This is a genomic window from Roseivirga sp. UBA1976 (assembly GCF_002336325.1).
Taxonomy (GTDB): Bacteria; Bacteroidota; Bacteroidia; order Cytophagales; family Cyclobacteriaceae; genus Roseivirga; species Roseivirga thermotolerans.
On sequence record NZ_DDDQ01000058.1, the window covers coordinates 20,947 to 44,326 of the forward strand.

Here is a 23,380-nt window from a genome sequence, read left to right on the forward strand (position 1 = left end):
AAGAGGGGATATTTTACTACTTACTTACATCGAACTCAGGTTATTTAGGGTTACATACTTATGTCGCAAGAAGTGTACTTCTGAACCTTGCCTCCATTTGTGTCTTCACAAATGGTTGTTAAAAGACCCTGTGAGGACACAGCTTGTGGCTAGTATACTGGGGCTAATAAATGCGATCTAAATGAGTGGCTCTGTTTTAATTTTTATAATAAGGTTATAAATTGAATAAATTGATGAAAAAATAGACTAGTTTTAATTGTGCTCATGAGAAATGGTATCGCTCTTTTTACTCTTCTGATTTTGCTGTCCTGTTCATCTAATAATGATGATGTGCGGAATGGGTCAATACAAACCGATGGGGTGATAACTTTTAATATGGATGACCCAGAATATGAAGATTTTATTGATATAGAGGAATTGCTTGATACGGTTATAATGATTCCTTTGTCCAATGAAGTACTAATTGGTCAGGTTTCCAAAATTCTAGGAATAAGTGATAGAATTTTTGTGTTTGATGAACAGAGTCAATCAGTTTTTATCTATAATCTTAATGGGGATGTTCTTAATGTTATCAGTGATAAAGGGGAAGGACCGGGCCAATATTTTAAGATTGCCGACATAGATTTGGATATAAGGCAGGAGCAACTGATCATTTTCGATCAATTTAAAAGTAAGCTGTTTTATTATGATTTAGATGGAAATTTCATAAAGGAAAACCGATTTTATTCTTTCGCGAGATTTCTGGCATATAACCCATCCGACTCTACTTCATTCGCCATTTTCAATAATTATAATGAGTTAATGGAGGATCAGGAATATAATCTTTTCACTACAAATGAATCTGGAACTTTAATAAATAGATATTTCCCTTATGAGGGTAGGGAGACCAGGCGAATAAAAGATAACTACTTAACCCGAAGCAATGAGGAGCTGTTCTACATAGGTCATTATGATAATAAAGTTTACAAGGTTGATGGGAATGAAGTAGAATTGAAATATGAATTTGATTTTGGTGATAGGAATATCCCCAAGTCAGTAGTTCATGACTCTTTTGACTCCTTTGAGGGCTATGTTTGGTATTTGTCGTATTTCTATAAAGCCAATGACTATTTGACTTTTAGTTACGTTTACAACAAAACATTTATTACCAAGTTTGCCAACCTAAAACAGGGAACGGTTATACATAATAAACTTACTAGCTCTGTTTTACATTGTTATGCGCAAGGTCCTGTTAGGGGTGTTTTGGATGACTATTTCATATCTGTCGTGAATCCCTCATCATTTTTGGACTACATTGAAAATGGCCTCTATCCTAAACAGGAGGAAACGAAGTATTATCATTTTGTAGACCGAATGAAGGAATTTAAACCGGAAGATAATCCGGTAGTTTTTCTCTTTAAATTCAAGAGTTGTGAACTTGTTCACCCAAACTGACAGACATATGAGGATAAAAGATCAGGGTGAAAGAATCAATGACTCCTTCACCCTCTCAAGTAAACCAATGATTCGCTATTGGCCCTCACTTTTGTGAGAAGATATCAGGCTTTTGACTTGGGCTCTGATTTCTTGAATATTGAATGTGTCTTGCTCCATTACCTGATCGCCAAGCGCAAAAATCTTTTCAAAGAGCAGTCCATCGTTTTGCCTGGTGGCAATTGTGAGAACAGAGTTTTCAGCATATACCTCTTCCCACACGGCACGCACTTCTTTCCAGTAGAGTTGGTTTTTAGCCCACCATTGCCGGGCGGCTATGCACTTTTCATCAGCAACCTTTTGGTAAGTATTCCATCCTTTCTCCTGCGCTAAAAGCTTGTCGCCTTCTGCAGACCTTAAAATTTTGTCGTTGTCTTGCTCATGTATCCATCCATTGCCGGTCAATTCATGCCGGTTTACTCTCAACATCACGTTATAGTCGTTTCTTTTGCTGAACTCTCTTCGGGGCAATGGTGAGTAGCTGCTGGCTTCCCAGTAGTGTCTTCCGTCCTGATGAATCCAGGTGGCAGTTCCTTCGTAACGAGGGCTATCATCTACCTGAAATACTTTCTGAGTCCACTGGCCCTTCACTGCTTTTTTATCTAGCACTTGTCGTTGCCAGGTGCTATTGCCCATAAAGCTGTATAGTTGGGTGTTTTCGTAGATCCAGTCTTGTCTCCAGTGCTTTACGATTTGACCGTTTCCTACGATTAGGAGGTGCTGCATGGAGATTTTATCCTTTTCATCCTCTACCAGTTCTACCCACTCGAGCGCTCCCGAGCTATAGTTGTCATGAAACTCGTAGTCCGGCAAAGGGCTAAAAGTTTCGGCAAAGTTGAAGCGAACCTCATAGCAACCGCACATGCTTTTAATCGCTTCTCTGTCTTTCTGCTTTTTGCTTTGTGCCCACAATGAGCCGCTAAGAAGGCAAAGGGCAATGATGCTTAACTTTTTCATACTTGTATAATTTTTTGGAATTGATTGTCTGTAGTTAGAAAGGCCACTTTTAGGCGTGGATAACCGTGAACGAGAAGTAGAATGTTGCCGGCAAAATAGAGTCCGTGAGTAATTATCTCTCCAACATTGCCTCCCCCAAGGAATACTTCAAAAAGGAAGATGTTTAGTGTCAGAGGAATGAGCATTACCGCTCCCAGAAGTGCCAATACCTGGCTAATGAGTAGCAGACCACAGGTAATTTCGGCTACACCCAGCATGGGCCAGAAAAAGCCTGTTTGCTTGAGTCCTCCAATGTAAGCCCTGATTTTTACAACATTCTCCGGTACTTCGGTTGCCTGGGCTTTAGTGGTGGTTTCTTGCGTTGTTTCCGGCTTGGGTGCAGCCGGCTTAAACTTCTGAATACCAGCATAAATAAAGAGTATGCCTAAGGCAAGCCTGATGGCAATAACCAAATAGTGAATAATGTGCTTCATAATGCTATGGGACAAGAAGTTGGTACTGAAACTGTGGGTGGCCGCGCTCTCCCGAAACAGGGTCTACAAGTCTCGTGAAGCGCAGTTTGTAGTAGTTGCTCTCCGTATCTTTAATGATGTAGAACACATCTTCCTTTACTCCTGTTTGTTGGTCAGATCCCGGTTGGGCAACAACCCTCCAGCCACTACCAATGGCCGATACTTGCGATTTAAAAGAAACAGTGCTGATTTGTGCGTGCGAGAAGCCCTCATAAGTCACATCTCCTTCCGCTTGCACCTGAGCCACTTCCACTCTTCCGGCATTAGTAAGAATATAGTCTTTGTAAGCATAAGGAATTCGGGTGCTGGCGTCTATGGGAAGCAGGTTGGTAAAGACGGTAAATACCATGTCCCACTCCGTTTTGGAGGGTGCCACGGAGACTATGCCATCCTCAAAACTTACGTACACGAAATCGCTGTCGGCATTTTTCTGAATGGTCAGTTGTTCAAAGCTTTCTGCCCCAATGTTGGCATGCTGAAGTACATAGGCACTGCCGTTTCGTGTAATCTTTACTTTCTTCCATCCCCTTTGGCTACCATCGGGGTTTTTACCTCGGTTGATGATATACACCGGGTTGTCATCGGCATTGGATTTAATAGAAGCAATGGCAGTTGTGGAGAGGTCTCCCGAGGGATCGTCCATCCAGGTGGCTGCTTCAGGTAGCCATTCCGGACGTTGAGGCCCGAAAAGTGTTCCGAATATGGCATCGATATCGAGTCGCGCATCCCATCCGGTGGTGTCTTCTGCACTTACTGCTGTCAAATCTGTTTTGGCCAACTCATCGGCCAGAGCTGATGTGGAATTGTTTAATAGTACCCTGAACTCGGAACCGGTATAGAAGGCCAGATCCCAGTGGTTGCGGGCTACTGAGGTTTGGATTTCGGTAGAAAGGTCTACAAACACCTGGTTAGGCTGATTGGGGCCTCCTACGGACGGATCCATAACGGCACTTTCGGTAGGGGGAATAGTTACAGGGCCATCATCTTCGGTACAACTGAAGAGGCCTGCCGCCAAAAGGGCAGCATAAAATGGAGTTCGTTTTATCTTTATCATTTGAATTGTAGGTTATAGCTGATTTTTATGAAATAAGACCGGCCGTAGGAGAGTGCTACTGAACTGCCTCCGCTGTGGGCACCACCACCTGCTCCTGAATTACTGAGTTGCCGGATGTTAAATAAGTTTCTTGCACCCAGTAGCATTTGCCATCTTTTAGAAATGTGCTGGTTTATGGTGGCTTCAAGCCAGTGATAATCCTCTATGCCGCCAAGTTGAATGGTGTTGTTTTCGCTACCAACAAAGTATGATTGAAGCTTTCCGGTGTATTTGTAATATAGATTCAACCGGCTACCCCAGGCTTTGAAATGGTAGCTTATATGGGCGTTTAGCTCGGGAGAATAGAGGTATTGTTCCAGAGAAGGTGATAGATTTTGAAGCCGGTTGGAGCGCCCAACGTATGCTGCCCCAAGAGCTACACCGAGCTCTCGCCATGTGGCCTGTTTTTGAATATTAATACCCAGTGTTTTGAACTGGTTTATATTGATATAGGTGGCACTTGTAATGTCATTGGGCAGTTGGCCAATGCCAATCTGATCTTCAATTTGATTATAAAACAAGTTGATATCCGTTTGAACAGCTTGCTTGCCCAGGGAGTAGTGGGCCACCAGATTAAGGCCAACGTGATGTGAGGTTTCCGGTTTTAAATTGGGGTTGCCAAATATACGATGGTTGGAGTCTACAAACTCAAAGTAAAGCTCACGTACCGAGGGAGCCCTAAAGCCCCTGCCATAAGACAGCCGAAGCTGGTTGAGTGAAGAAAGCTCATATTTTACCTGAAGAGCAGGTATAAGCTGTTGACCAAAGCTACTATTATGAGTAAAGCGAACCCCGGGACGCAGCACAAGTTTTGGATGTATCATCCACTCCGCAGAGCTGTATACCGAATATTCCTCGATTCCCTGACGCCCCTTCGCTATGCGTCCTCCCCCTACTTTTTCGAGCGACAGTTGATAGCCCAACTGAATGTCTGTTTTTGAACCTACTGAAAGTTGAGTGCTTCCTCCGGACTCCCACACCCGATAAGTGCTCAGATCCTGATCTCCCTCTCCGGTTGTTAATCGTTCCTCACCATTGATAAGGTTTTTAGAAAAGCGTGATTTTTGGCGTTGAAAGTCCGAGAAAGAAAGAAATAGGTTGTATTGTTTGAAAACATCCGAACGACCCTCGGCCTGTAACTGATGGGTATGGCGCTGTGAGGTATATGTTTCATCTATGGCGAAAGGCTGATTTTGCCCGTTGGGCTGAAAGTTATTCTGTGGGCGGCCAAAGTCTTCAATCAGCTCATTCAGGGCCTCACCCCTGTAATAGATACTTTTCTTAGGAGTCTCAAATTTTACGAGCAGGCTACCCAAGAGCTGGTTCTTCGGGTTCCATTCGTGAGTTCTCAATGGGGCGGAGCCTGTAAATCCCTGAAAATCGTTGTGTTGAATATGGCTTAGCAATGACCATTTCTTACTCAGTTTTTTATTTACCTGAAGTGACTGAACGTGCTTACCATTTCGTGGGCCGGCTTCGTTGCCAGCAGTTTCGGATTGCACGAAGGCGCTTACTTCGGTAGATCGCTCAAAGTCTTTTTTGGTAATTAAGTTAACCACGCCAGCCAAAGCATTAGCTCCGTAGTTTATGGCCATTGGGCCTTCCACTATTTCGAGACGTTCAATCTGTTGAAGGTTAATCTGGCTAAGGTCGGCCGCATTGCCATTGCCATTACGATTCACCAGTGGTACCCCATCAATGAGAATCTTTACATTTTGCGCGGAAATACCCTGGAGACTGACCGTAGCATTACCAATGGCCAGGTCTTGCGAAATGCGCATGTTTAGTCGATTTTGTAAGGCCTGTTCCAGAGTTATGGCACCCCGGTTTTCAATTTCCTCACGGGTTATAGTGGCTACTCGAAATACGGAGTTTCGCATAGACTGAGGAGCAAATTGCCCCGTAACAATCACATCATTCAGTGCATTGGTTTTAGCTTTGAGTCCGTAGGTTTTATTGGTTGCCGAACGCAAGGTGTCTGAAAGTGCCGGATAGTTTATGTGCGATGTTTGCAGGCGAACAGGGTAATTGAGAGCCGGTAAGTTTAGCCTTCCCTGGGCATCGGTAAATAGGTGTAAGGTACGCGCCTGTTCGCTTACAATAACAGTTAAATATGGAATGCCCACCTGCTCTTCTTCATCCATAAAAACCAATTGCTGGGCTTGGGCAGGAATGCAAATGACAGCTAGTAAGATGATCCGGGCTATTTGATTCATTATTTAGAATGATTCTTAATAGCGACAAAGGTATAGTACCCATGCCTGCCGGGAAATCGCTACTTCTAGTAAAAGAAAATCACTAGTTCTAGTAGTGTAGGAAAATGATGAAGCAACAAGTCAGGGGGGAGGAAAGAGAAGGGAAAAAGGCTGAAGTGTAAAGCTGACAGCTTAGCCTCTAAACCTGGCGAATGGTTTTTAAGCCGGTTAATGATCCATTGACCGGAGGCTTTCTATTTATTTCAGACCGTTTCTTCGAAAGGACAATAGCCTGTGCAAAGGCTTTTAATACCCGATGGTATATACGAAAATAGTCGTGCTCAAATGGACACCCAGCCCTGTTTAACGGCATATACGATTAGCTCGGTAGGAGACTTCAGGCCGAGTTTTTTGAGTACATTTTTGCGGTGAGAGTTTACGGTGTGAATGCTCACATTAAGTTCTGTGGCAATTCTTTCGGAAGAAAGTCCCTTGCCTATGTAGCGAATAACCTGCATTTCCCTGTCTGACAGTTCCATGGCATTGGGAATGTCTTTTTGAGTGATGACTTCTATTATGCGTTGGCAGTAAAACTTGCCGCCACTCATTATGCTGTTTACAGCTTTGGTGAGTTCATGAGTAGAGCATTGTTTGGTTAGAAACCCTTCAATACCCAAACCAAGGTATTGCTTAATCATCAGGGCATCGTCATCGTCCGATATAATCAATACACGAGTATCGGGCAAACGCTGTTTTATGCGCTCCAGGGTTTGCGGTTGTATGGTGTGCCTTCCCTTATATTCCAGGGTGAGCAATTGGGGTTCAATTCTATATACCTGATCTTCCAGGTTTTGATCGGTTTTAAGAAGATGTATGTCCTGGGCTTGTGTAACTTTTTCCACTACGGCTTTCATACCCTGCCGGGTAAGGTATTGTGGGTCGTATATGGCTACACTAAATCTCAATTCTTATTTAGACTGAATAAAAACAATGCAAAAATAATAGCTAAATCAATAGCAGGGCACCTTTTTGTCAAGTTGTTTTACCTACCATCAATTCATATGGCCATAAGCAGCCTTGGTTGTGGCCAAAACCAAACAGTGGGAAGAAATGCCCCCGAAACTCTGTTATTCTTTAGGGTTCACTATCAGTTCTTTGTTCCATTCCCGGAAGGCCTTTATCAGAAATACACTAATTACCACCATTACGGCCAGGGCTAGTATTTCCGAGAGGTTAGATGGTTCATACATCAATGCCGTGGCCAGATGATATACATTGAAGAGGCCGTGTAAAATGGCCCAGGTAAAGGCTGTCCAATAGAACCATCGTGCCCGAAGTTCCAGACACAGTACAGAAAGGAGGAAGGCCATACCTTCCAGCCCAACCCGCCATAGGTGGTGTGCCAGAGGCACTTCTCCGGTGGCGTCTTCCATCATCAGACTTTCATGGTAGTAGACCCCGTAAAGTCCGTACATACCGTGTAGTATAAAGCCAATGGCGCTGGCTAGCCAGAGTATTGCAATTTTGTATTTCATGGTTTTTTCAGTTTTGGGTAGAGCGGTCAATTCGTTGATAAATTCTTCTTTCTGCATAGCCAGTAGCTCCTCATGAGAAGGAACCAGCGGCTCTGGTTTTTTTAGTTTGCTTAGGGTAAACAGGGCGGTTGCGCTTAGCGATATCCAGACCATATCTACCAGGGCTATTTCTATTTGGTTTTCGGCCAGCATTGTCCAAAACCAGTTGCCTGAAACCATTCCGTTGACCAGAGGAATTAGTAAGCCCAATACGGCACCGGCAAGCAGGGAATATCGGGTGGTAAAGTGGTTGTTGCGTTTGAACCGGAAGAACAACACCACAAAAAGCCCAATCACAAAAAAGGCGAGGTAAAGAATGCTTTGACGACTGGCGTCCATTTCGCGCGGAATAAGACGGGCGACAATCATGGCGAAGGCTGTCACCGGGTATATAGACATGCAAATGGCAATGAATACATGGCCTACTTTCCGGTTGAATAACCGTTGACTCGGAGAGATGCTTTTCTTTTCCCGGGCAGTAAGCCATATTAGCACGCCACTGATAATGACAAAGCAGGTAATTAGTGCCAAAATGAAGTATACTATTTTGAGGGTATACCCACCCCAATCGCCAAAGTGTAAGGCACGAACAACTGTTTCCACACCTTCCAGATAATTCCAGTCATCAGGTAATTTTTGAGCAATGAGTTCACGGCTGGCTACATCGTATACGGCCCTACCATGGGCTACGAACTTCTTTTGGTTCATAACCATGCCGTCTACCTGAAAAATCATGTTATCGGCTCCGTAGTTGCGGATGTAAACCTGTACTGGCCTGAAACCTTCCCAACGATTTTGTACCTCTTCCATAAAACCGTTCAGGCTGCCAATGCTCTGTGCCGGGTTTCCCAGGGTATAAGTTTTCATCATCGGGCGAACCTCTTCCATCATTTGAGACGGATTGCCCTTGTACATGAGGTTTGCCGGGGCCAGTACAAAAATGCTCATGCACAAGAAGCAACTCGTGAGGGCAAACACAAATTGAAAAGGTAGACCAATGACACCCAAAGCTGTGTGGGCATCGGTCCAAACGGTTTTGACTTTGGCTAGTGGCCTGAAAAGATAGAAGTTAGAGACGATTTTTTTCCAGTGGATAATAACACCGCTGACAATGGCAAGCAGAAAGAAGAAGGCCACAAAACCGGCCAGGTATATGCCTACATAGGGGATTTGAGAGAAAAAGTGCAGCCGGTATATAAGTTCACCAATACTATAAAAGGCATAGTAGGCCGAGAGAGTATACTCGTGCGCATCAACATAAAAGTAATATACCTGATCGTCTTTGAAGGTAATGGTGCTGTCTTGCGACTCGCTAAGCTGAAAGTAGATTTCTTGCTTGGCATCGGGTACTAAAATCCTCAAATCGCGCCCATACAAATCATAGTCGGCCACTTTTATGCTGTCTATGGCACGATCATAGTCTATATTGAGGGCTTCTTCCTGAAAAACCCTTTTGCCTTTCTCCCAAGCGGTTATTTCATCTTTTATGAGGGCAAAGGCACCACAAAAGAAAATTATGAACAAAGCAGTACTGATGACAATGCCCGATACGGTATGTAGATGAAAAAAAACGTGGTAGTTGCGTTTGCCTGAATCTGTCATGTGTTGTCTTCGGTTATAGGGTGGAGAGTAACAGCAAGGCGAGCATTATTCCCAGGTAGTAGGCCCAGGCCTTCCAGCCGTTTGTAAACAAATAAGGAACTATGAACAAGAGCATCCAAATCAGGTAAAGACTGTAAATAGAGGTAACCACTACATAAGCAGGATTACCGAGCCATATGCCTAGCACATAGTGCAGAGTGGCGGAGAGCAGGTAGCCTCCCAAAAGGCCGGCACTTAGCTTGGCAAAGCGTTGCTCTGGAGAAGAAAGGTGTTTGGAGTTGGCGGGCATTATATAAATAATTCCAGGGTTAGCGAGAGAATGAACAGCACAGCAAGCGCAGATTTACCAATTATGCGCATAGGGTATAGGGTCACCAGCAAAGAGAGCATGAGCATGCTCAACAAAAGACCATAGGCAATAGCTGCACCCCATCCGTAGCACCAAATGAGCAGGCTAAAGGCCACCAGAAATGTACACCAGCCCATCAGTTTCAGGTATCTTTGAGGCCATACGGTTGTGTTTGCCTGAAGTGCCCTCAACCTGTTTGAGGCTAAATAAAAGCTGTACCAACCGGCAAGAATTACGAATGCACAAATGCTAATCATAGAAGAAATTAAACAGATAGTGCCGAAGCTAGCCCAAAGGCAGAACTCCGGCATATCTGGCTGACATTACTATTAAAATGAGTACTTAAAGCTGGCCAGGAATGCCCTTGGCTCCTGTGGTGTTATGGTGGTCCAACCTGAGTAGTATTCTTTATTGAACAGGTTATTCACTTTAAGGGCAATTCTAAACTTAGATACCTCGTAGAATACCGATGCATTGGCAATAGTGTATTCAGGAAGTATAAAGTTGCCCGTAGCGGCATAGTTAATGGTAGCTCGTTCGCTGGCACCATTGAAACCGGCTCCAACACCCAAACCTTTGTGTGTTCTGTAACTTGCCCAGAAGCTATACACTTTTTCAGGGCCCGCGCCCAGAGGTCTTCTGCCCGCAATGTTGGCGTTGTCTGTATTGGTGGTTTCGCTATCATTGTCGGCAAAAGTGGCTCTTAGATTTAGACCATCAATAGGGTTGGCATTTACCTCCAGCTCAAAACCACTGCTCACTACTTCACCTTCCTGAATTCGGTTGAACGGGTCGGAAGGGTCTGTCATTACTACATCGCTAACGGTAATGTCGTAATAGCTAAGTGTGGCATTAAGCCTGTAGTCCAGAAGATTGGCTTTTACCCCAAACTCCAGTTGATTGGCCTGCTCCGGGTCGAATACCTTGAGCGACTGAGGGCCACTGTTAGGGTCGCCCACCAGGGCAGGAGCCACATTGTTAAAGCTGTTTTGGTAGTTGGCAAATATCGAAAGCTTATCGGCTACCGGCTGGTAGAGCAGGCCAAACTTTGGAGAAAGAGTGAACTGATCGTAGCCTCCAACACCTTCCAGATTTCCTTTGTCTTCAAACCGGTCGAAACGAAGGCTGGCCATGGCCGAAAATCGAGGGGTAATATTTACCACATCCGAAATATAAGAGCTAAGCACCTCGCGTTTCACCGAAGTAGACCCATGGCCCTGAGCAGCAAGAGCCGCATCTACCGCTGCGGTGGTTAGTGGAAAACTACCGGTTTCTACAGCAGGAGTAAAGGGGTTGTCGGCAATGGCTTCACCGTTGGGTCTCACATTGCCGTAGAAGGCATACCCTGAGCTGTTGTCTACATAGCGGGAAGCCAGGTAGTCGAGCCCAATTAGCACTCTGTGGCGCATACCGCCTAACAGAAAGTCACCGGTAAAATTCTGTTGTATGTCGAAGGTGTTAGTTTGTGCATTTTGCTTGCTAATAAAGCGGGTGAAAGTGTTGCCACCTAAAATACCGTAATCGTAGAGGTATGAATAGTAGCCGTCTGTAGTGGTATGGCTGGTAGATACCAGTGTTTGAGAGGTCCAATTGTCGGAAAGTTTGTAGTTGGCCTCTGCCCTAAAGTTGCTCGTAGGGTTAGAAAGCGTTAGGTGGTTGCTGGTAAACGACAGCTCGTTGTTGTAGCCCAACTCTTCCAAAGAACCAGCCTCACTTGGGGCAGCACGGTTTAAGAAAAGCATAGTGGGATTGGTTTGTGTGGCTTCTGTAATTTCCCCATAGAAGTTGAAACTCAAACGGTTGTTTACTCTGTAAGAAAGTGAGGGGGCTATAAAAAAAGTTTCGCGAAACCCGGCATCCTGAAAGCTGCCTTTGGTGAGGTATGAAGTGTTTATTCGGAAATAAACATCTTCTTCACTGTCAAGAGCTGTGTTGTAATCGAGTGTTAGCTGATTGAGTCCGAAAGAGCCAGTGGTATAGTTTACGCTACCTCCGCGGCCCACAAAGGGCTTTTTGGTTACCACATTAATAATACCACCATACGAACCTACCGAGTTGCCAAACAAGGTAGCTGAAGGGCCTTTGATTACCTCAATGCGCTCAATGTTGGCCGCATTAATGGTGCCGTTGGTTAAGCCGGGCATACCATTTACCAACTGAGGCTGTACAGAGAAACCTCTCAGGCTGTAGTAACCTGCACCATCGCCCCCTCTTCCTGTAGATGTCCAAAGTTTGTCCACTCCCGTGGCATTTTTTAGAGCGTCTTCAAAGCTGGTTACCGTTTGCGATTCCAGCAGATCGCTGGTTATCGTGCTATATACCTGGGTGTTTTCCAGGTCTTTAAGCGGAAGTTTGGCTACATAGGCTGTTTGTTCTCTCGAGAAAGCATTTACCCGACTGCCGGTTACCACCACATCTTGAAGTATCTCATTGCCTTCGTATAGAGTAATGTCTTCCAGCAAGGTGGTTTTGTTGGGCTCAATGGTTGTGGTTATTTCCACCGTTTTAAACCCTACAAAAGAGAGGCGCACCACTGCTGTACCGGTCGGTAGGCCTGAAATATTGAATGAGCCATCAATATCCGTTATTGCTCCTTTCTCGGTACCCACAACCATAACGGTTACTCCAATGAGAGGGTCCTGGCTGTTGTCGAGCACTTTTCCTTTGAGGTGGCCTGTTTGGGCCAAAGCGGGGGCTGCAAAAAGCAGCAAGGTCATTATCTGTAAAATTCTTTTCATCTTATTTAGACTGATTCTTAATAATGACGCAAAAGTATATCAGTCATTCGCCCGCTGCAATCACTAGTTCTAGTGAAAAACGGGGTAGTAGAAGAGAAGTGCCGTGGAGGCCAGGGGCCCAAGAGCCGATGGTCTCCAGGAGTAAGAAGGGTTAGATAAAGTGGTTCTAAGGGCGGTGAATGATTATTTCTTGCACATCGGACGAAACCGGTATGGCTTTTATCACCTTTCCCTCTGTTTGCATAAGTATGTAGTCGGTGTTTTTACCAATCAGGCTCCCCTTAAGCACCCTTTCGTCTGATTGAAAAACAACTTCTACGGTTTTCGGTGAAGATTGAAAACGCTCAAACATTCGGTCGCCATAAAATTTAGAAGCCAGATTGAGATAGGCTATGCTGGACAAAGCAATAATAAACGGCCTGTATTTTTTGAGGGCTTCTATAGACATTCCAAAATTGAATCGCTTGTAGGTTTTGGGCCATCGATCTTGCCAAAATTGATCTATCCGGAAGAAAATGAGCACTAGAATGAGGCTGCCCAAAGCAAATAGAATAAGCTCGAGGTTTTTAACCGGGGCCAGCAAAAAATCCAGTATGTCTGCGTATTCAAAAATGTTAATGGCAAAGTGGCTGTAGTATTTGTAGTCGAACATCATACCAATTACCACTATGGCCAGGTAACCAAGGGTAATGTAAGCCTGGCTGTCTAGTATAGGTTTTTTATTGCTCATAAAGAGGAAAGATAAGCATTGTGGTGTTAAGTGTTTCAACTTAAGGACTCATTCCGAAAAATCTTTGGACAACTCAAAAAGGCCTTACAATTTTCTTTGGTATCATTGTTTCTAATTCGGGGATATGGAAATTGTATGGAAACTCTGAAGACTTCTGAGTATAGCACAAAATTTTTCTACCAAACTGCGAACCTTCTTATCGCTCTATTTATTTAATAAGCATGGAATTAAAAGGAAAACTAGCTATTGTAACCGGTGTCAGTAAAGGCATTGGTTTAGAAACAGTGAAAATATTGCTCAATGCCGGCATGGTAGTAGCCGGGTGGGGGCGAACCAATAACAGCATAGAAGATGAAAATTACCACTTCTTTAAAACCGATGTGGCCGACTGGGACAATGTGCAGGCTTCGTTTAAAGCCACTCGCGAAAAACTCGGCAAGGCTTCAGTTCTGGTAAACAATGCAGGTTTTGGAGTACAGGGCCTGATCCATGAAATGGATGTGAACGACTGGAAGGCAATGTTTGATGTAAATGTGCACGGGCTGTTCTATTGCACCAAGCTGGCCGTACCGGATATGATTGCCATGGAAGAAGGGCATATTGTGAACATTTCTTCCATTGCAGGAACCAATGGAGTGGAAACCATGTCGGGTTATGTGGGCACCAAGCATGCCGTAACGGGTATAGGACATTCCATTTTTAAAGAACTACGCAACCACGGTATTAAGGTAACTACGATTTATCCGGGAAGCACCAATACTCATTTCTTCGACAAGATTGCTTTTGCTAATGCCAATGAGCATATGATGCGCCCGGAAGATATAGCGCAAACCGTTTTGGGTGCTTTGCAAACTCACCCTAACTACCATGTGGTAGATGTGGAAGTGAGGCCTTTAAAGCCGAAGGGGTAAGGTTAAGTGCCAGGGCATTAGATTTTAGACTAAACCAGTAGGGCAAGGAACAGAGAGGTGGTGTTTCTTTTCCGAACTAAAGACAAACTATAGAGTAGCCCGACTGCAGAAGTGGTTGGGCATTTTTTATAGGCTTATAATCAGCCTTCCCATTCAGGAGAACCGAGTATAAGGCCTATGAACTCTCCCCGTAATTCTCGCGCGAGAGAAGGGCAATCGCTTATGACTAGTGCCGGTAGTTGGTTATTTGTTGTCCAAAGTATTGATCAGCGCAAAACACAATTGGTCGATATTTCTCATGTTCGGATTAAAAGCGGAAACATTAGACAGTATTATTATCCCATTTTTATTTTCTAAATCTAAAGCCATGGACGAAGTATAGCCTCCTGTTCCTCCATTGTGCCAAATCAATTCCCTACCATTTTTTCTTTGGAGAATGTGCCACCCAAGCCCTATTTGCATGTTGTCATTAACTTCAAATGTGGGCGCTTGGGTTAAGGCCAGTTCTGTGTTTTTATTATCGAATTGAGCCAAAGCAAATTTTGATAAGTCTTCCGCTGTAGAAAATATTGCTCCAGCACCTGCTAAAGCACCAAAATCCCAGTTTGGAGCTTCTTTGCCGTTGGGCTTCAAGCCTTTTACGAGTTTAGATTCTATGCGCTCCCTTTCGCTTGTGGAGTTGCTCATTTTATATTTCCGGAAGATTTTCTCTTGCAATAGAGATTCATAAGGTGTATTTGTAATGAGGGCCAATTCGAACCCTAAAATTCCAGCGCCAAGATTGGAGTATTCATACTTAACACCGGGCTCTTGACCCAGTTGGACCTCAGTGGTTAGATATTCTTTCAGCTTCTCCTCATCGTAATCTTTGTAAGGATTGTCTCGGTCAGCAAGCATGAGGTTTAGATTTGAAGGTAGCCTTGGTAGTCCGGAAGTATGATTTGCCAGCTCTTTGAAGGTTATTCCTTCTTCCAGTTTAATTTTAAAGTCGACATAATCCTGGATGTTATCATCTAATTCCAAGGTCTGGTTGTTGACTAAATCGGATAATAGTGTGGCCGTAAACACCTTGGTTATCGAACCAATTTCAAAGACCTCCCTAAAATTTTCAATTCGCCTAATGGTGTCATCAGTTCTTTTGACCCCAACAAAGTCAACTTCCCCGTTTTTGATAAGAGCAATCGACAACTGTGTGTTGTTTGGAAATGTCTTGGTGTTGTTAAATATTAGGTCAGATTGTTCTTGAGTAATTCCTTTTGTAGTGTTCTGAATACCGTTTATTGCGGTTGTTGTTTGCCCATTCGAACAACCTGAAACTATGACTCCAATTGTTACGGTTAAATATTTTATCATTCGGTTTTTCATAATGAATGCCTTCGTTATTATCCGCTGTATTCAATAAGAAACTATTTCCTAATATACCCAAAGTAGGAGGATAGGAACATCCATGAAAGTTAGTCTTTGCCTTGTGTGTTGGTGAAGAGGTGTTGAATATAAAAAAAATATAAAAGCCTGTAAGCTTCTCCAAAAACGAGACAGTTTAAAAATAACTTAACCTGCTGTCCTATTTTTTGAGGAACCATCAAACACCTAGGGCATCTTAGGATTAGGTACTTGTTATATTATGAGGATTTTGGGTTTAGCTGCACCTAAAAACCATAGACTACATTTAAGAAAATTATTCTCGGTTGAATAGAGATTTGTCTGTCGCTGAGAAAAATTCCATTGATTGTGTTTTCTTGTATTATCTGGCTGTTATAAAAATTTTTTAAGTGAAGTTCTAATGTCCAGGCAGAGTTCTTTACTCGATATCTCAACAATCCATCACCAAGAACATAATCAGAGCTTAGTCCTTGATTTGCACTTCTATAAGAAGTGAGGCTTGTTGAGATTTCGAAAAACAGATTGTCCGTCAAATCTTTTTCCATGGAAATTTCAAACAAATGCGAAATGAATGTATTAGTTGTAAATGTCGAATATCTATTGAACCCAAGGGTATAACGCAGTGAAAGCGTTGGAAAGCTTTCTATTAGGCTCCTTAGTTGAAGACTACTTGAAGTTTGGTCCGTCCTATTATCAAAAGGAATAGATTCTACAACTTGAGGTGAAACAGTAATATTGTACTGACCACTAAACCGGGCTTCTAAAATTTTAAACCTCTTCGCCCATTCAAATTCACTATTGAATTGATAACTATTATCATTAAGCGATACCGCGTGAACCACAGAGTTGATACCTGTTCTCAATAAAGAAGACGAAATGCTTTCTTGAGATACAGAATAATCTACGCTCAAATTAAATTCCGTTCCTTTTATGAGATTGTTTTTGCTATACGAAGAGCTCAGTTTATGTTTTAAAACAGGTTCTAAATTGATGTTACCTTGAAAAACGGAATTAAAGCCCAAGAGACTTAAGCCATCAGAGAGCCTACTGAATTCAGGAAAATCGTACGATAGAAGATAACGAAAGTTAATATTTTGAGTCTTTGTTATATCAAAATCAATCTTGAGTTCAGGTGAAAGTAAAAGTAGTTCCCTGTCAAGCTCATTCCCAAGAGAATTGCTCAACCATGAATAATAATTACCTGATAAGGATGGAGTTAAGATGAGTTTATTCTTCTTAAATCGGGAACCTATTTTTAGAAAAGAGTAAAACAGTTGATCATCCAGTGAATTGGTGAAATTGTTCAAAGTAACACTTTCATCATTGCCATTATCAATTTCCTGAAATAGCGTGGATTGTAACGATCTATTTTTATTTCCAATACCCAAATCGATATTCAGATGACTTAGCCTTGATAGTTTCAAATAGTTAGAAATTAGCACATCATAGGATTTCCAAGTAGTCTTAGCTGGTTGTAACAAAGTAAATTGTTCACTGTCTTCTAACATGACAGGAAACACCATTTTGTCGCTATTCCATAATTGTTCGTTCTCTCTGTCGCTAAAGCTTATTTGCCCATTAAGGGTAGATGAAAAATTACTCGAGAATTTTTTGCTATACCTGAGAGTTTGTAAGACTGAGAGATTGGTCAAATCACTTTGATCAGAAAGTATGTTCTCACTGCCTTGAGATTGAGTAGAAATATGGTTAGAAGTGAAAGAATTGATGGAACGAAAAGTAGTTGTGAGATTGAGAAAGCTCCTATTAGGATTGTTTAGATCTAAATTTATTTTTCCGAAATGAAATGAACTCCTTAAATCCTCAATATTACTTCTTGACTCGAGAATTGACTCTGAATTTTCAAGAAAATAACTATTGATACTGTTGCTCTCAAAGTCAGTGTTCGACATAGAAGACATCAAAAAAGCATTTAAATTCATTGTTTTCGATGCCAACTGAATATTGGGAGCAACAAATCTCTCCTTGTAAAACAAATGGTTTGTATTAAAAAAATAATCGTTCAAATCTAAAGCACCACGAACGAAATTCTCAGTATCGGTGAAAACTTTGGAAAAGTCTTGAAGTCCCAAATAGTCTTCAAAACTGAGAGATTTTTCTCCCACATTGTTGATGTCAGAAAGGAGGTTGATTGAAACTTTTGGGTGATAATAAAACGTTGTAGGTTTTACCCTATACCTCTCTTCATAACCTAATCCTGCCTCAATATCACCAAAAAAGATCCGCTTCTTATCTTCTTTTAAAGTAAGGTTCATAACAAGTTTTTCTGAGTCCTGGAAGTCTGAGAGAATGTTGTTTTTATTGTAGTTGTCTATAAACTCAACTCTTTCAAGTGCGTTGGAAGGGATATTGTTGATAGCTAATTTGGATGTACCATTAAAGAATGTTCTGCCTTCCAAGAGGACTTCTGAAACTTCTTTTCCATTCAATTTCACTTTACCATCTGGTAGTATTTCCACACCAGGAAGCTTTTTAAGCGCTTCGCGCAACTTTCTTTCGCTCCCTGTGGTGAAATCTTCAAGATTGTAAATAATCGAGTCGCCTTTGATTTGTATAGGAATTGAATAAACGACCTCAAAATCACCAAGGTCGTTCACCCTATCTTTGAGTTCCATATCAACCATTAAGTCATCAGTACCAGTTTCTATCACTACTGAGTCACTGAAATAGCCTATATGTAGAAACTTGATTAAATACTTCGTATTGGTTTTGGCCAAGATTTGGTATTTACCATCAAGGTTAGTCAAAGTAAAAGAGTTGTCACCGGACTGGTCTACGAGAACAATATTCACATAAGGAATTGTGTTTTTTGAGGTATCACTAACACTTCCACCTATTTTAATTGATTGAGAAAACAAAAGATTGCTAAAGACAAGAAAAAAAATTGAGATAAAAGATAACCTCAAATTCAAAGAAAAGAGTTTCAAAGCAAGTGTTAATAGTCTTCGTTTTCAATTTTGTCCCAGAGATCCCAGTATTCATTACGACTAATGAGTTTGCCTCGCTTGGGCAACTCTATCCGTTTAAGTGATTTCTTGTTCAAATCAGTTTCAATTTCTAGCGCTTGATAGGACACATAGCCTATTTCATTAAGTTCTAGAATCATGCCTGGGAGTCCACCATAACCTGCGGGCCCTGTAGGAATTGGAATTTCTGGCGTGTACCAAGCAACTACTTTACTTGTTTCGGTTCGGTCATAAATTCTGGTTCCTACAGCTTTTAGACAGTTGAAGCCCTGGATTTCCTTCTTCTCATTACCAAGAACCCATTTAAAACGATTCAGGGAGTCGATTATGATCAATTTTTCTCCTAAGGATTCACTGACCATATAGGTAACGCCATCATTGTAATTCATAAAAAGGCCATCAATCTTTTCAGCAGCGATTGCTGCGATATTTAAAGAGAACTCACTTTCCGAAAGAAAATCTTGCGTTTCGATAATTGAAGCTTGCTGATTGAAATACAAGTCAACTAAAACCTCTTCTGAATCGGAACCACTTAACATCATTGAAAGAATAGCTTTCATCTTATCTTTCTCACCGCTTGAAAGATCATTCGCTAAATCTGGTTCTGAATCAATTTTTGATGATATGTCATTAAGATCAATTCCAGATTTAACCAAATAAGTGACTTTTCCAGACTTGGCCTGAGCAAATGTTAATTGAGATAAACAGAAAAATAAGATGACGGTTAGAAGAGTAGATTTCTGCATGTGTCATTAATTTAAGTGAATGAAAATATAACCTGATAAGTTCTTGATGATAGCCATACAGCAATTTACAAGAAAAAAGGGTTCGAAATGAACCCTTTAATGTTAGTCTGTTTTTTCTTCCAAAAGGGTTTCACAAAGTTCTTTTACCAAATCTCGGGCCTTTTTGATGTCCTCTTTTGGTAGTTCTGTGTTTTTTTTCAAATACCTTTTGGCAACCTTGGCAATTAACCAGCATTTTAAGCTATATACTTCTGGAGATTGCTCATTTACACATTCACATTCGTTAGCAACAGGAATCGTAACCGTTGCATCTGTTGAAGTCTTAGATATACCAGAAACTGAACCAACAAAAAACAAGCAAAAAACAGTAGCGATAAATCTAGTCTTCATTTTCACGGTCTTTTACGAGTATCTCACACAGCTCTTTAATCGTTCCTACCAAGTTATCTCTTGTTTCCTTATCGATTTCTTTGAACCACCGCCTTAAAACAACTTCTACCATTTCTCCTAAAATATCACATCCTGGAGTCAGTAGTTCAGAATCTTCAGTGATAACAAAAGTCACTTCCTTGTTAAGTTCCTCATTAAAGGTTTCATAATCATCTTTGAGGATTTTTTTCCAATTTTCTTGGAGGTAATCATACTGGTCTTGTGTCAAGCAAACTTCCGATTTTTCTTCCGTGTCTGCCGCTAAATCTTGACTTTGGGCATAGGCTTGAGAGATGGCGAACATGAAGTAGATCGCCATTAATGTGTTTACAATTTTTTTCAAAATAAATTGAAAGATTTTAGATAAGTAAATTTCATAAAACTTGGGGTTATCAGGTTGATTTTGCCAGAAACAATGGGAATCTAACTCAAAATGTCAGGAAAGAATTAACTGACGCATTTGAGTTCTTCAAAGAGGAATTTGGCAATGGTTTTTTAAAATCTTGTCAATTGAACCATCCTTTTAGACAAATGACTTCCAATAAAGTCTCGGCAGAAGCTCATGACTTAATTCTCATATATAAGCCTTTAAAAAAAACTGAGATCAACTATGAGCCATTAATAAATAAATTCTCTAGTACCGAAGAGTGTAGGTTTGAAGGCATCCTGTAGCCTATCCCTTATTTGGGCAATTTATCAAAGAAAAAACAATGAATTATTCATGACAATATCCTTGCTGTTGATGGCGAACGCATCATACTGAGAATCAACCATATATATCATTAGGTAGACTATCACCAAACCAGTTCAAAGCCTTGAGCAAAAGCAAGGATATTAAAGATAAAAAGTTGAATTTAGTCCTGTCCTAAAAAAGGGAAGCTTACATTTATTACTGAAGTGCTCCAAATGCAGATTGAAATAAACGGGAACTCTGCGTTGAGTTTTTTAAATAATGAAACTTGCTTGGATGTTAATTACGGATAGTAAGTCCTTCCAGTACCAAGAGCGAATTTTCCACGTCCAATTCTGGTAAGAATGCCATCTTGGACAAGATGGTAGATTCTCCAATTGATAGTAGTCTTCTTTACATCTGGTTCTTTTGAACGATAGAACTCAGTTAGTTCACCCGTAGAGAATCTTGGCTGCTCACGGAAATGATTCCTAACATCGTCAATATGTAATTTATCCTATGCGATTTCTAAGATTTTTAATCCAAGTACATAAGACTATATTTTGGCACCAAAGTTCAATTGCTGCCAATAATTAGAGTATATGAGAGAGGAAGATTTTAGCTACTTTGGTTTTTGAGCGTTGGCTTTGTGTGTCTGCAAAACCAAACCCACCTGCCAATCTATTAGATGAAGTGAATGCATGGATAACTGTGGGTAAGAGGGCTTTAGCCTGAGGGTTTCCCTTTTTCAAATTAACTTGGTCTCAAGGGTAATTAATATCTAAACGCATGAAATATTCGACTATTGAACGTTAATAAGGCATTGTTTACGCAAAAATCTGTACACTTATTTGGTTTAAAGTGTATTGTAAGTCAGGCAAGTTACAAGATGCTTAAACTCTGATTATAAGGAGCTCAAATCAAAATCATACTTCATGATCTTTTCCTCAAAAAATGCGACACCATAAATGCTATTTTTTGATTCATCAACTGTTAAGGTGATTAAGTAGTCCGGAACATTAAGTATTGATAGTAGATGACCTTCCCAGTCAAATACTCTGATCTGGGTAGGAATAAGATTTTTAGCGTACTCTACAACTGGTTGTCCATGATAAAGGGCATAGATTTTATCATCTGTCACTGACACGTCCATATAATAGTTCGTTACCTCCCTATAATTTTTCATGTAGGTCATTCCGTCTAGGTTATCATGTTTTTCTCCGAGTAATAAGCCGCTATTTTCCAACTTTAATTTAGGCTGAGTCTTATAAATATCCACACGGCTTAGATGATTTGAAAGAGACACAACTTTGCCCTTATCAGGTTTTATTGCTGCGTGGTGAAAGTTTATGCCATATAAATCTTGTCTATTCAGGATATGGTCATTGTCGACAATATAATTGACTGGAATTATCTCCGTAGTGTTGTTCGTTAAATCTTTCCTCAAAAAACGACCGAATTGCTCTGCAGCTGGGCCTAAACTCCCAACCCATTCGTTTTTGTTTATAGCAAAAAGCGATTGGCTTATACCCAATGATCCCTCATAGTCTTTACTAAACAATATTTTGTTCTCTGGCTGGTTCAAACTTCCTAAAACATCTAAGAGTAAGAAGCGCTCCTTACCAGGGTCGTTGATCCAAATAGCAGTATTCGTAGAGTCAACGACATTTTGATCTGATAGTCTTGGCCTCTTGAATTCATTAGGTCCATCACCCATTTTTCCGAGGTAACCTAGAAAGGCTCTGGAATTTAAGCTAAACACTTTATAGGCCCATTCTTTCTTTTCTAGCAACTCGATTATTAGCAAAGTGTCGACTACATGTAGAGATATGACGTTAATTTCGTCTTGTAGAATTTCCAAACCCTTTAGCTCATAACTATCTACTTTCGACAGGTCGTTTATTTTTGTGATGTGGTTTGATCTATCTTGCCGGTCTGAGCAAGATATGGCTAAAAGAAGGGTCAACGGAATAGCCTTTAGTAAGAAATTGTTGTTCATGACCTTTGATTTTTGCTCATAATCTTCACTTATACCTTTCTCATGATCTTAAACTGAATGTTCAAAACAAGAATATGTAGTGTATTGGAAATTAGTTTTAACGTCACGTAACATTCGACTTCTCCTGGGCCTTGGAAGGCCGATATTTTGGTGCTAGCCATTAGAGTCAAAACCACAATTGTAAGTATTACATATATTTATCTAATAATACTTTATTTTTTTCTTTCGTTAAGTTTGATAGAGTCAGAAGTCCACCGACTACCAATATTGCACCGCCCACAAACGGAAATCCTGCTCCTACTAAGTCTGCCATATTTGACGAAAACAAAAACGGTAGGCAAAATATCATACCAAATACTCCTGCCAAAACTGTGGTAATTGCAGCAAATTGGGTCAATTGTTTTATGTCTATAAACGTTGTTTTCTGTCGTGTTGATTTAGCCAAGTCAGTTCTTAATTCACTAATTGGCTTGTCGGCAAAGTCCTCAATTGTCCATTTTGATATTGGAATAGTTTGTTTTCCTTTTTTAAAGTCTGAATAGAAAGTCAACCACAAATCAGGAAGTAGAAGTGCTCCGAAAAAGAAAATTGCAAATGAAGGGATTGAATAATTTCCATTTCCAATCATAAATGCCTGCATCCGAATTTCATCTTCTGCTGTCATTTTGTAATCAAGCAAGACGTGCTTTAAGTCATGGCTTTCATATTTTGGAACAAGAGTCAATCGGTGGTAGTCTAAGCAGTTGGCGATTTCCCTTCCCAATGTCCCGTTATCAAGTTTCCTTAATTCATCAACTTGTTGGTGGTATTTGTCCATTTTACTGAAATACTTAATTACCGAGACAGAAGTATCAAATGATACTTTGATTATTCTCCTTGCTATTTTCTGTAAAATGTTCATTCGCTCGTTGTTTTGGACTGCAGGTAATGTATACTATTCGCCACAATAGTGGTGGATCTAGCACTATAGTAGAGTTACTCATTTAGATCGCACTTGTAAGATCCAGTATACTAGCCACAAGCTGTGTCCTCACA

General features: G+C 41.2%; 19 protein-coding genes. 2 read left to right on the forward strand and 17 right to left on the reverse strand.

Annotated features, from left to right (window positions below; translation table 11 throughout):
- Nucleotides 1–264: 264 nt before the first annotated feature.
- Nucleotides 265–1,434 carry a 6-bladed beta-propeller gene (locus tag B3763_RS06435; protein ID WP_286744927.1) on the forward strand — a complete coding sequence of 390 codons (1,170 nt, stop codon included), beginning with the start codon at nt 265–267 and terminating at the stop codon, nt 1,432–1,434.
- 75 nt (nt 1,435–1,509) lie between these two features.
- On the opposite strand, the gene B3763_RS06440 is transcribed toward B3763_RS06435, so the two are convergent.
- The 10 genes from B3763_RS06440 to B3763_RS06485 all read right to left on the reverse strand — a co-directional run bounded on the left by B3763_RS06440 (nt 1,510) and on the right by B3763_RS06485 (nt 13,223).
- Nucleotides 1,510–2,430: a DUF6607 family protein gene (locus B3763_RS06440; protein ID WP_286744929.1), complete on the reverse strand. Its 921-nt coding sequence runs from the start codon at nt 2,428–2,430 to the stop codon at nt 1,510–1,512.
- On the reverse strand, nt 2,427–2,903 hold the full coding sequence (locus B3763_RS06445; protein ID WP_286744931.1) for a DoxX family protein: 477 nt from the start codon (nt 2,901–2,903) through the stop codon (nt 2,427–2,429). The genes B3763_RS06440 and B3763_RS06445 overlap by 4 nt, the downstream gene beginning before the upstream one ends.
- 4 nt (nt 2,904–2,907) lie before the next feature.
- Entirely contained in the window at nt 2,908–3,996 is a 1,089-nt protein-coding gene (locus B3763_RS06450) for an HmuY family protein (RefSeq protein ID WP_286744933.1), read from the reverse strand.
- A complete protein-coding gene (locus B3763_RS06455; RefSeq protein ID WP_286744935.1) occupies nt 3,993–6,251 on the reverse strand; it encodes a TonB-dependent receptor plug domain-containing protein in 2,259 nt (752 codons plus the stop codon). Before B3763_RS06455 ends, B3763_RS06450 begins: the two co-directional genes overlap by 4 nt.
- Nucleotides 6,252–6,571: 320 nt before the next feature.
- A complete protein-coding gene (locus B3763_RS06460) occupies nt 6,572–7,195 on the reverse strand; it encodes a helix-turn-helix transcriptional regulator (RefSeq protein ID WP_286744937.1) in 624 nt (207 codons plus the stop codon).
- A 162-nt stretch (nt 7,196–7,357) separates the two neighbouring features.
- Nucleotides 7,358–9,406, reverse strand: a complete 2,049-nt coding sequence (locus B3763_RS06465; RefSeq protein ID WP_286744940.1) for a PepSY-associated TM helix domain-containing protein — start codon at nt 9,404–9,406, stop codon at nt 7,358–7,360.
- Between the two features lie 13 nt (nt 9,407–9,419).
- Entirely contained in the window at nt 9,420–9,695 is a 276-nt protein-coding gene (locus tag B3763_RS06470; RefSeq protein WP_286744942.1) for a hypothetical protein, read from the reverse strand.
- Nucleotides 9,695–10,012 carry a hypothetical protein gene (locus B3763_RS06475; RefSeq protein WP_286744943.1) on the reverse strand — a complete coding sequence of 106 codons (318 nt, stop codon included), beginning with the start codon at nt 10,010–10,012 and terminating at the stop codon, nt 9,695–9,697. Before B3763_RS06475 ends, B3763_RS06470 begins: the two co-directional genes overlap by 1 nt.
- 72 nt (nt 10,013–10,084) lie before the next feature.
- Nucleotides 10,085–12,493 carry a TonB-dependent receptor gene (locus tag B3763_RS06480; RefSeq protein ID WP_286744945.1) on the reverse strand — a complete coding sequence of 803 codons (2,409 nt, stop codon included), beginning with the start codon at nt 12,491–12,493 and terminating at the stop codon, nt 10,085–10,087.
- Between the two features lie 166 nt (nt 12,494–12,659).
- A complete protein-coding gene (locus B3763_RS06485; RefSeq protein WP_286744947.1) occupies nt 12,660–13,223 on the reverse strand; it encodes a hypothetical protein in 564 nt (187 codons plus the stop codon).
- Nucleotides 13,224–13,444: 221 nt separating this feature from the next.
- Between B3763_RS06485 and B3763_RS06490 the strand changes: the two genes are divergently transcribed.
- A complete protein-coding gene (locus B3763_RS06490; protein ID WP_286744949.1) occupies nt 13,445–14,134 on the forward strand; it encodes an SDR family oxidoreductase in 690 nt (229 codons plus the stop codon).
- 243 nt (nt 14,135–14,377) lie between these two features.
- Here B3763_RS06490 and B3763_RS06495 read toward each other — a convergent pair whose 3' ends face one another.
- From B3763_RS06495 to B3763_RS06525, 7 genes are all read right to left on the reverse strand, one after another.
- The gene (locus B3763_RS06495; RefSeq protein ID WP_286744951.1) at nt 14,378–15,487 is read right to left on the reverse strand and encodes a serine hydrolase domain-containing protein; all 1,110 of its coding nucleotides are present in this window, start codon (nt 15,485–15,487) and stop codon (nt 14,378–14,380) included.
- A gap of 296 nt (nt 15,488–15,783) precedes the next feature.
- Nucleotides 15,784–18,447, reverse strand: a complete 2,664-nt coding sequence (locus B3763_RS06500; RefSeq protein WP_286744953.1) for a carboxypeptidase-like regulatory domain-containing protein — start codon at nt 18,445–18,447, stop codon at nt 15,784–15,786.
- 23 nt (nt 18,448–18,470) lie between these two features.
- Nucleotides 18,471–19,247: a GLPGLI family protein gene (locus B3763_RS06505; protein WP_286744955.1), complete on the reverse strand. Its 777-nt coding sequence runs from the start codon at nt 19,245–19,247 to the stop codon at nt 18,471–18,473.
- A 102-nt stretch (nt 19,248–19,349) separates the two neighbouring features.
- Nucleotides 19,350–19,637: a hypothetical protein gene (locus B3763_RS06510; RefSeq protein WP_286744957.1), complete on the reverse strand. Its 288-nt coding sequence runs from the start codon at nt 19,635–19,637 to the stop codon at nt 19,350–19,352.
- Nucleotides 19,627–20,019 carry a hypothetical protein gene (locus tag B3763_RS06515; protein WP_286744959.1) on the reverse strand — a complete coding sequence of 131 codons (393 nt, stop codon included), beginning with the start codon at nt 20,017–20,019 and terminating at the stop codon, nt 19,627–19,629. The genes B3763_RS06510 and B3763_RS06515 overlap by 11 nt, the downstream gene beginning before the upstream one ends.
- 1,231 nt (nt 20,020–21,250) lie before the next feature.
- Nucleotides 21,251–22,345, reverse strand: a complete 1,095-nt coding sequence (locus B3763_RS06520; protein ID WP_286744961.1) for a BF3164 family lipoprotein — start codon at nt 22,343–22,345, stop codon at nt 21,251–21,253.
- Between the two features lie 187 nt (nt 22,346–22,532).
- Nucleotides 22,533–23,246: a hypothetical protein gene (locus B3763_RS06525; RefSeq protein ID WP_286744963.1), complete on the reverse strand. Its 714-nt coding sequence runs from the start codon at nt 23,244–23,246 to the stop codon at nt 22,533–22,535.
- Between the last annotated feature and the right edge of the window lie 134 nt (nt 23,247–23,380).

Bases quoted from the DNA above. Each gene is read 5' to 3' on its own strand.
- B3763_RS06435 (WP_286744927.1), top strand. From the start codon at position 265: ATGAGAAATGGTATCGCTCTTTTTACTCTTCTGATTTTGCTGTCCTGT.
- B3763_RS06440 (WP_286744929.1), bottom strand. From the start codon at position 2,430: ATGAAAAAGTTAAGCATCATTGCCCTTTGCCTTCTTAGCGGCTCATTG.
- B3763_RS06445 (WP_286744931.1), bottom strand. From the start codon at position 2,903: ATGAAGCACATTATTCACTATTTGGTTATTGCCATCAGGCTTGCCTTA.
- B3763_RS06450 (WP_286744933.1), bottom strand. From the start codon at position 3,996: ATGATAAAGATAAAACGAACTCCATTTTATGCTGCCCTTTTGGCGGCA.
- B3763_RS06455 (WP_286744935.1), bottom strand. From the start codon at position 6,251: ATGAATCAAATAGCCCGGATCATCTTACTAGCTGTCATTTGCATTCCT.
- B3763_RS06465 (WP_286744940.1), bottom strand. From the start codon at position 9,406: ATGACAGATTCAGGCAAACGCAACTACCACGTTTTTTTTCATCTACAT.
- B3763_RS06470 (WP_286744942.1), bottom strand. From the start codon at position 9,695: ATGCCCGCCAACTCCAAACACCTTTCTTCTCCAGAGCAACGCTTTGCC.
- B3763_RS06475 (WP_286744943.1), bottom strand. From the start codon at position 10,012: ATGATTAGCATTTGTGCATTCGTAATTCTTGCCGGTTGGTACAGCTTT.
- B3763_RS06480 (WP_286744945.1), bottom strand. From the start codon at position 12,493: ATGAAAAGAATTTTACAGATAATGACCTTGCTGCTTTTTGCAGCCCCC.
- B3763_RS06485 (WP_286744947.1), bottom strand. From the start codon at position 13,223: ATGAGCAATAAAAAACCTATACTAGACAGCCAGGCTTACATTACCCTT.
- B3763_RS06490 (WP_286744949.1), top strand. From the start codon at position 13,445: ATGGAATTAAAAGGAAAACTAGCTATTGTAACCGGTGTCAGTAAAGGC.
- B3763_RS06495 (WP_286744951.1), bottom strand. From the start codon at position 15,487: ATGATAAAATATTTAACCGTAACAATTGGAGTCATAGTTTCAGGTTGT.
- B3763_RS06505 (WP_286744955.1), bottom strand. From the start codon at position 19,247: ATGCAGAAATCTACTCTTCTAACCGTCATCTTATTTTTCTGTTTATCT.
- B3763_RS06510 (WP_286744957.1), bottom strand. From the start codon at position 19,637: ATGAAGACTAGATTTATCGCTACTGTTTTTTGCTTGTTTTTTGTTGGT.
- B3763_RS06520 (WP_286744961.1), bottom strand. From the start codon at position 22,345: ATGAACAACAATTTCTTACTAAAGGCTATTCCGTTGACCCTTCTTTTA.
- B3763_RS06525 (WP_286744963.1), bottom strand. From the start codon at position 23,246: ATGAACATTTTACAGAAAATAGCAAGGAGAATAATCAAAGTATCATTT.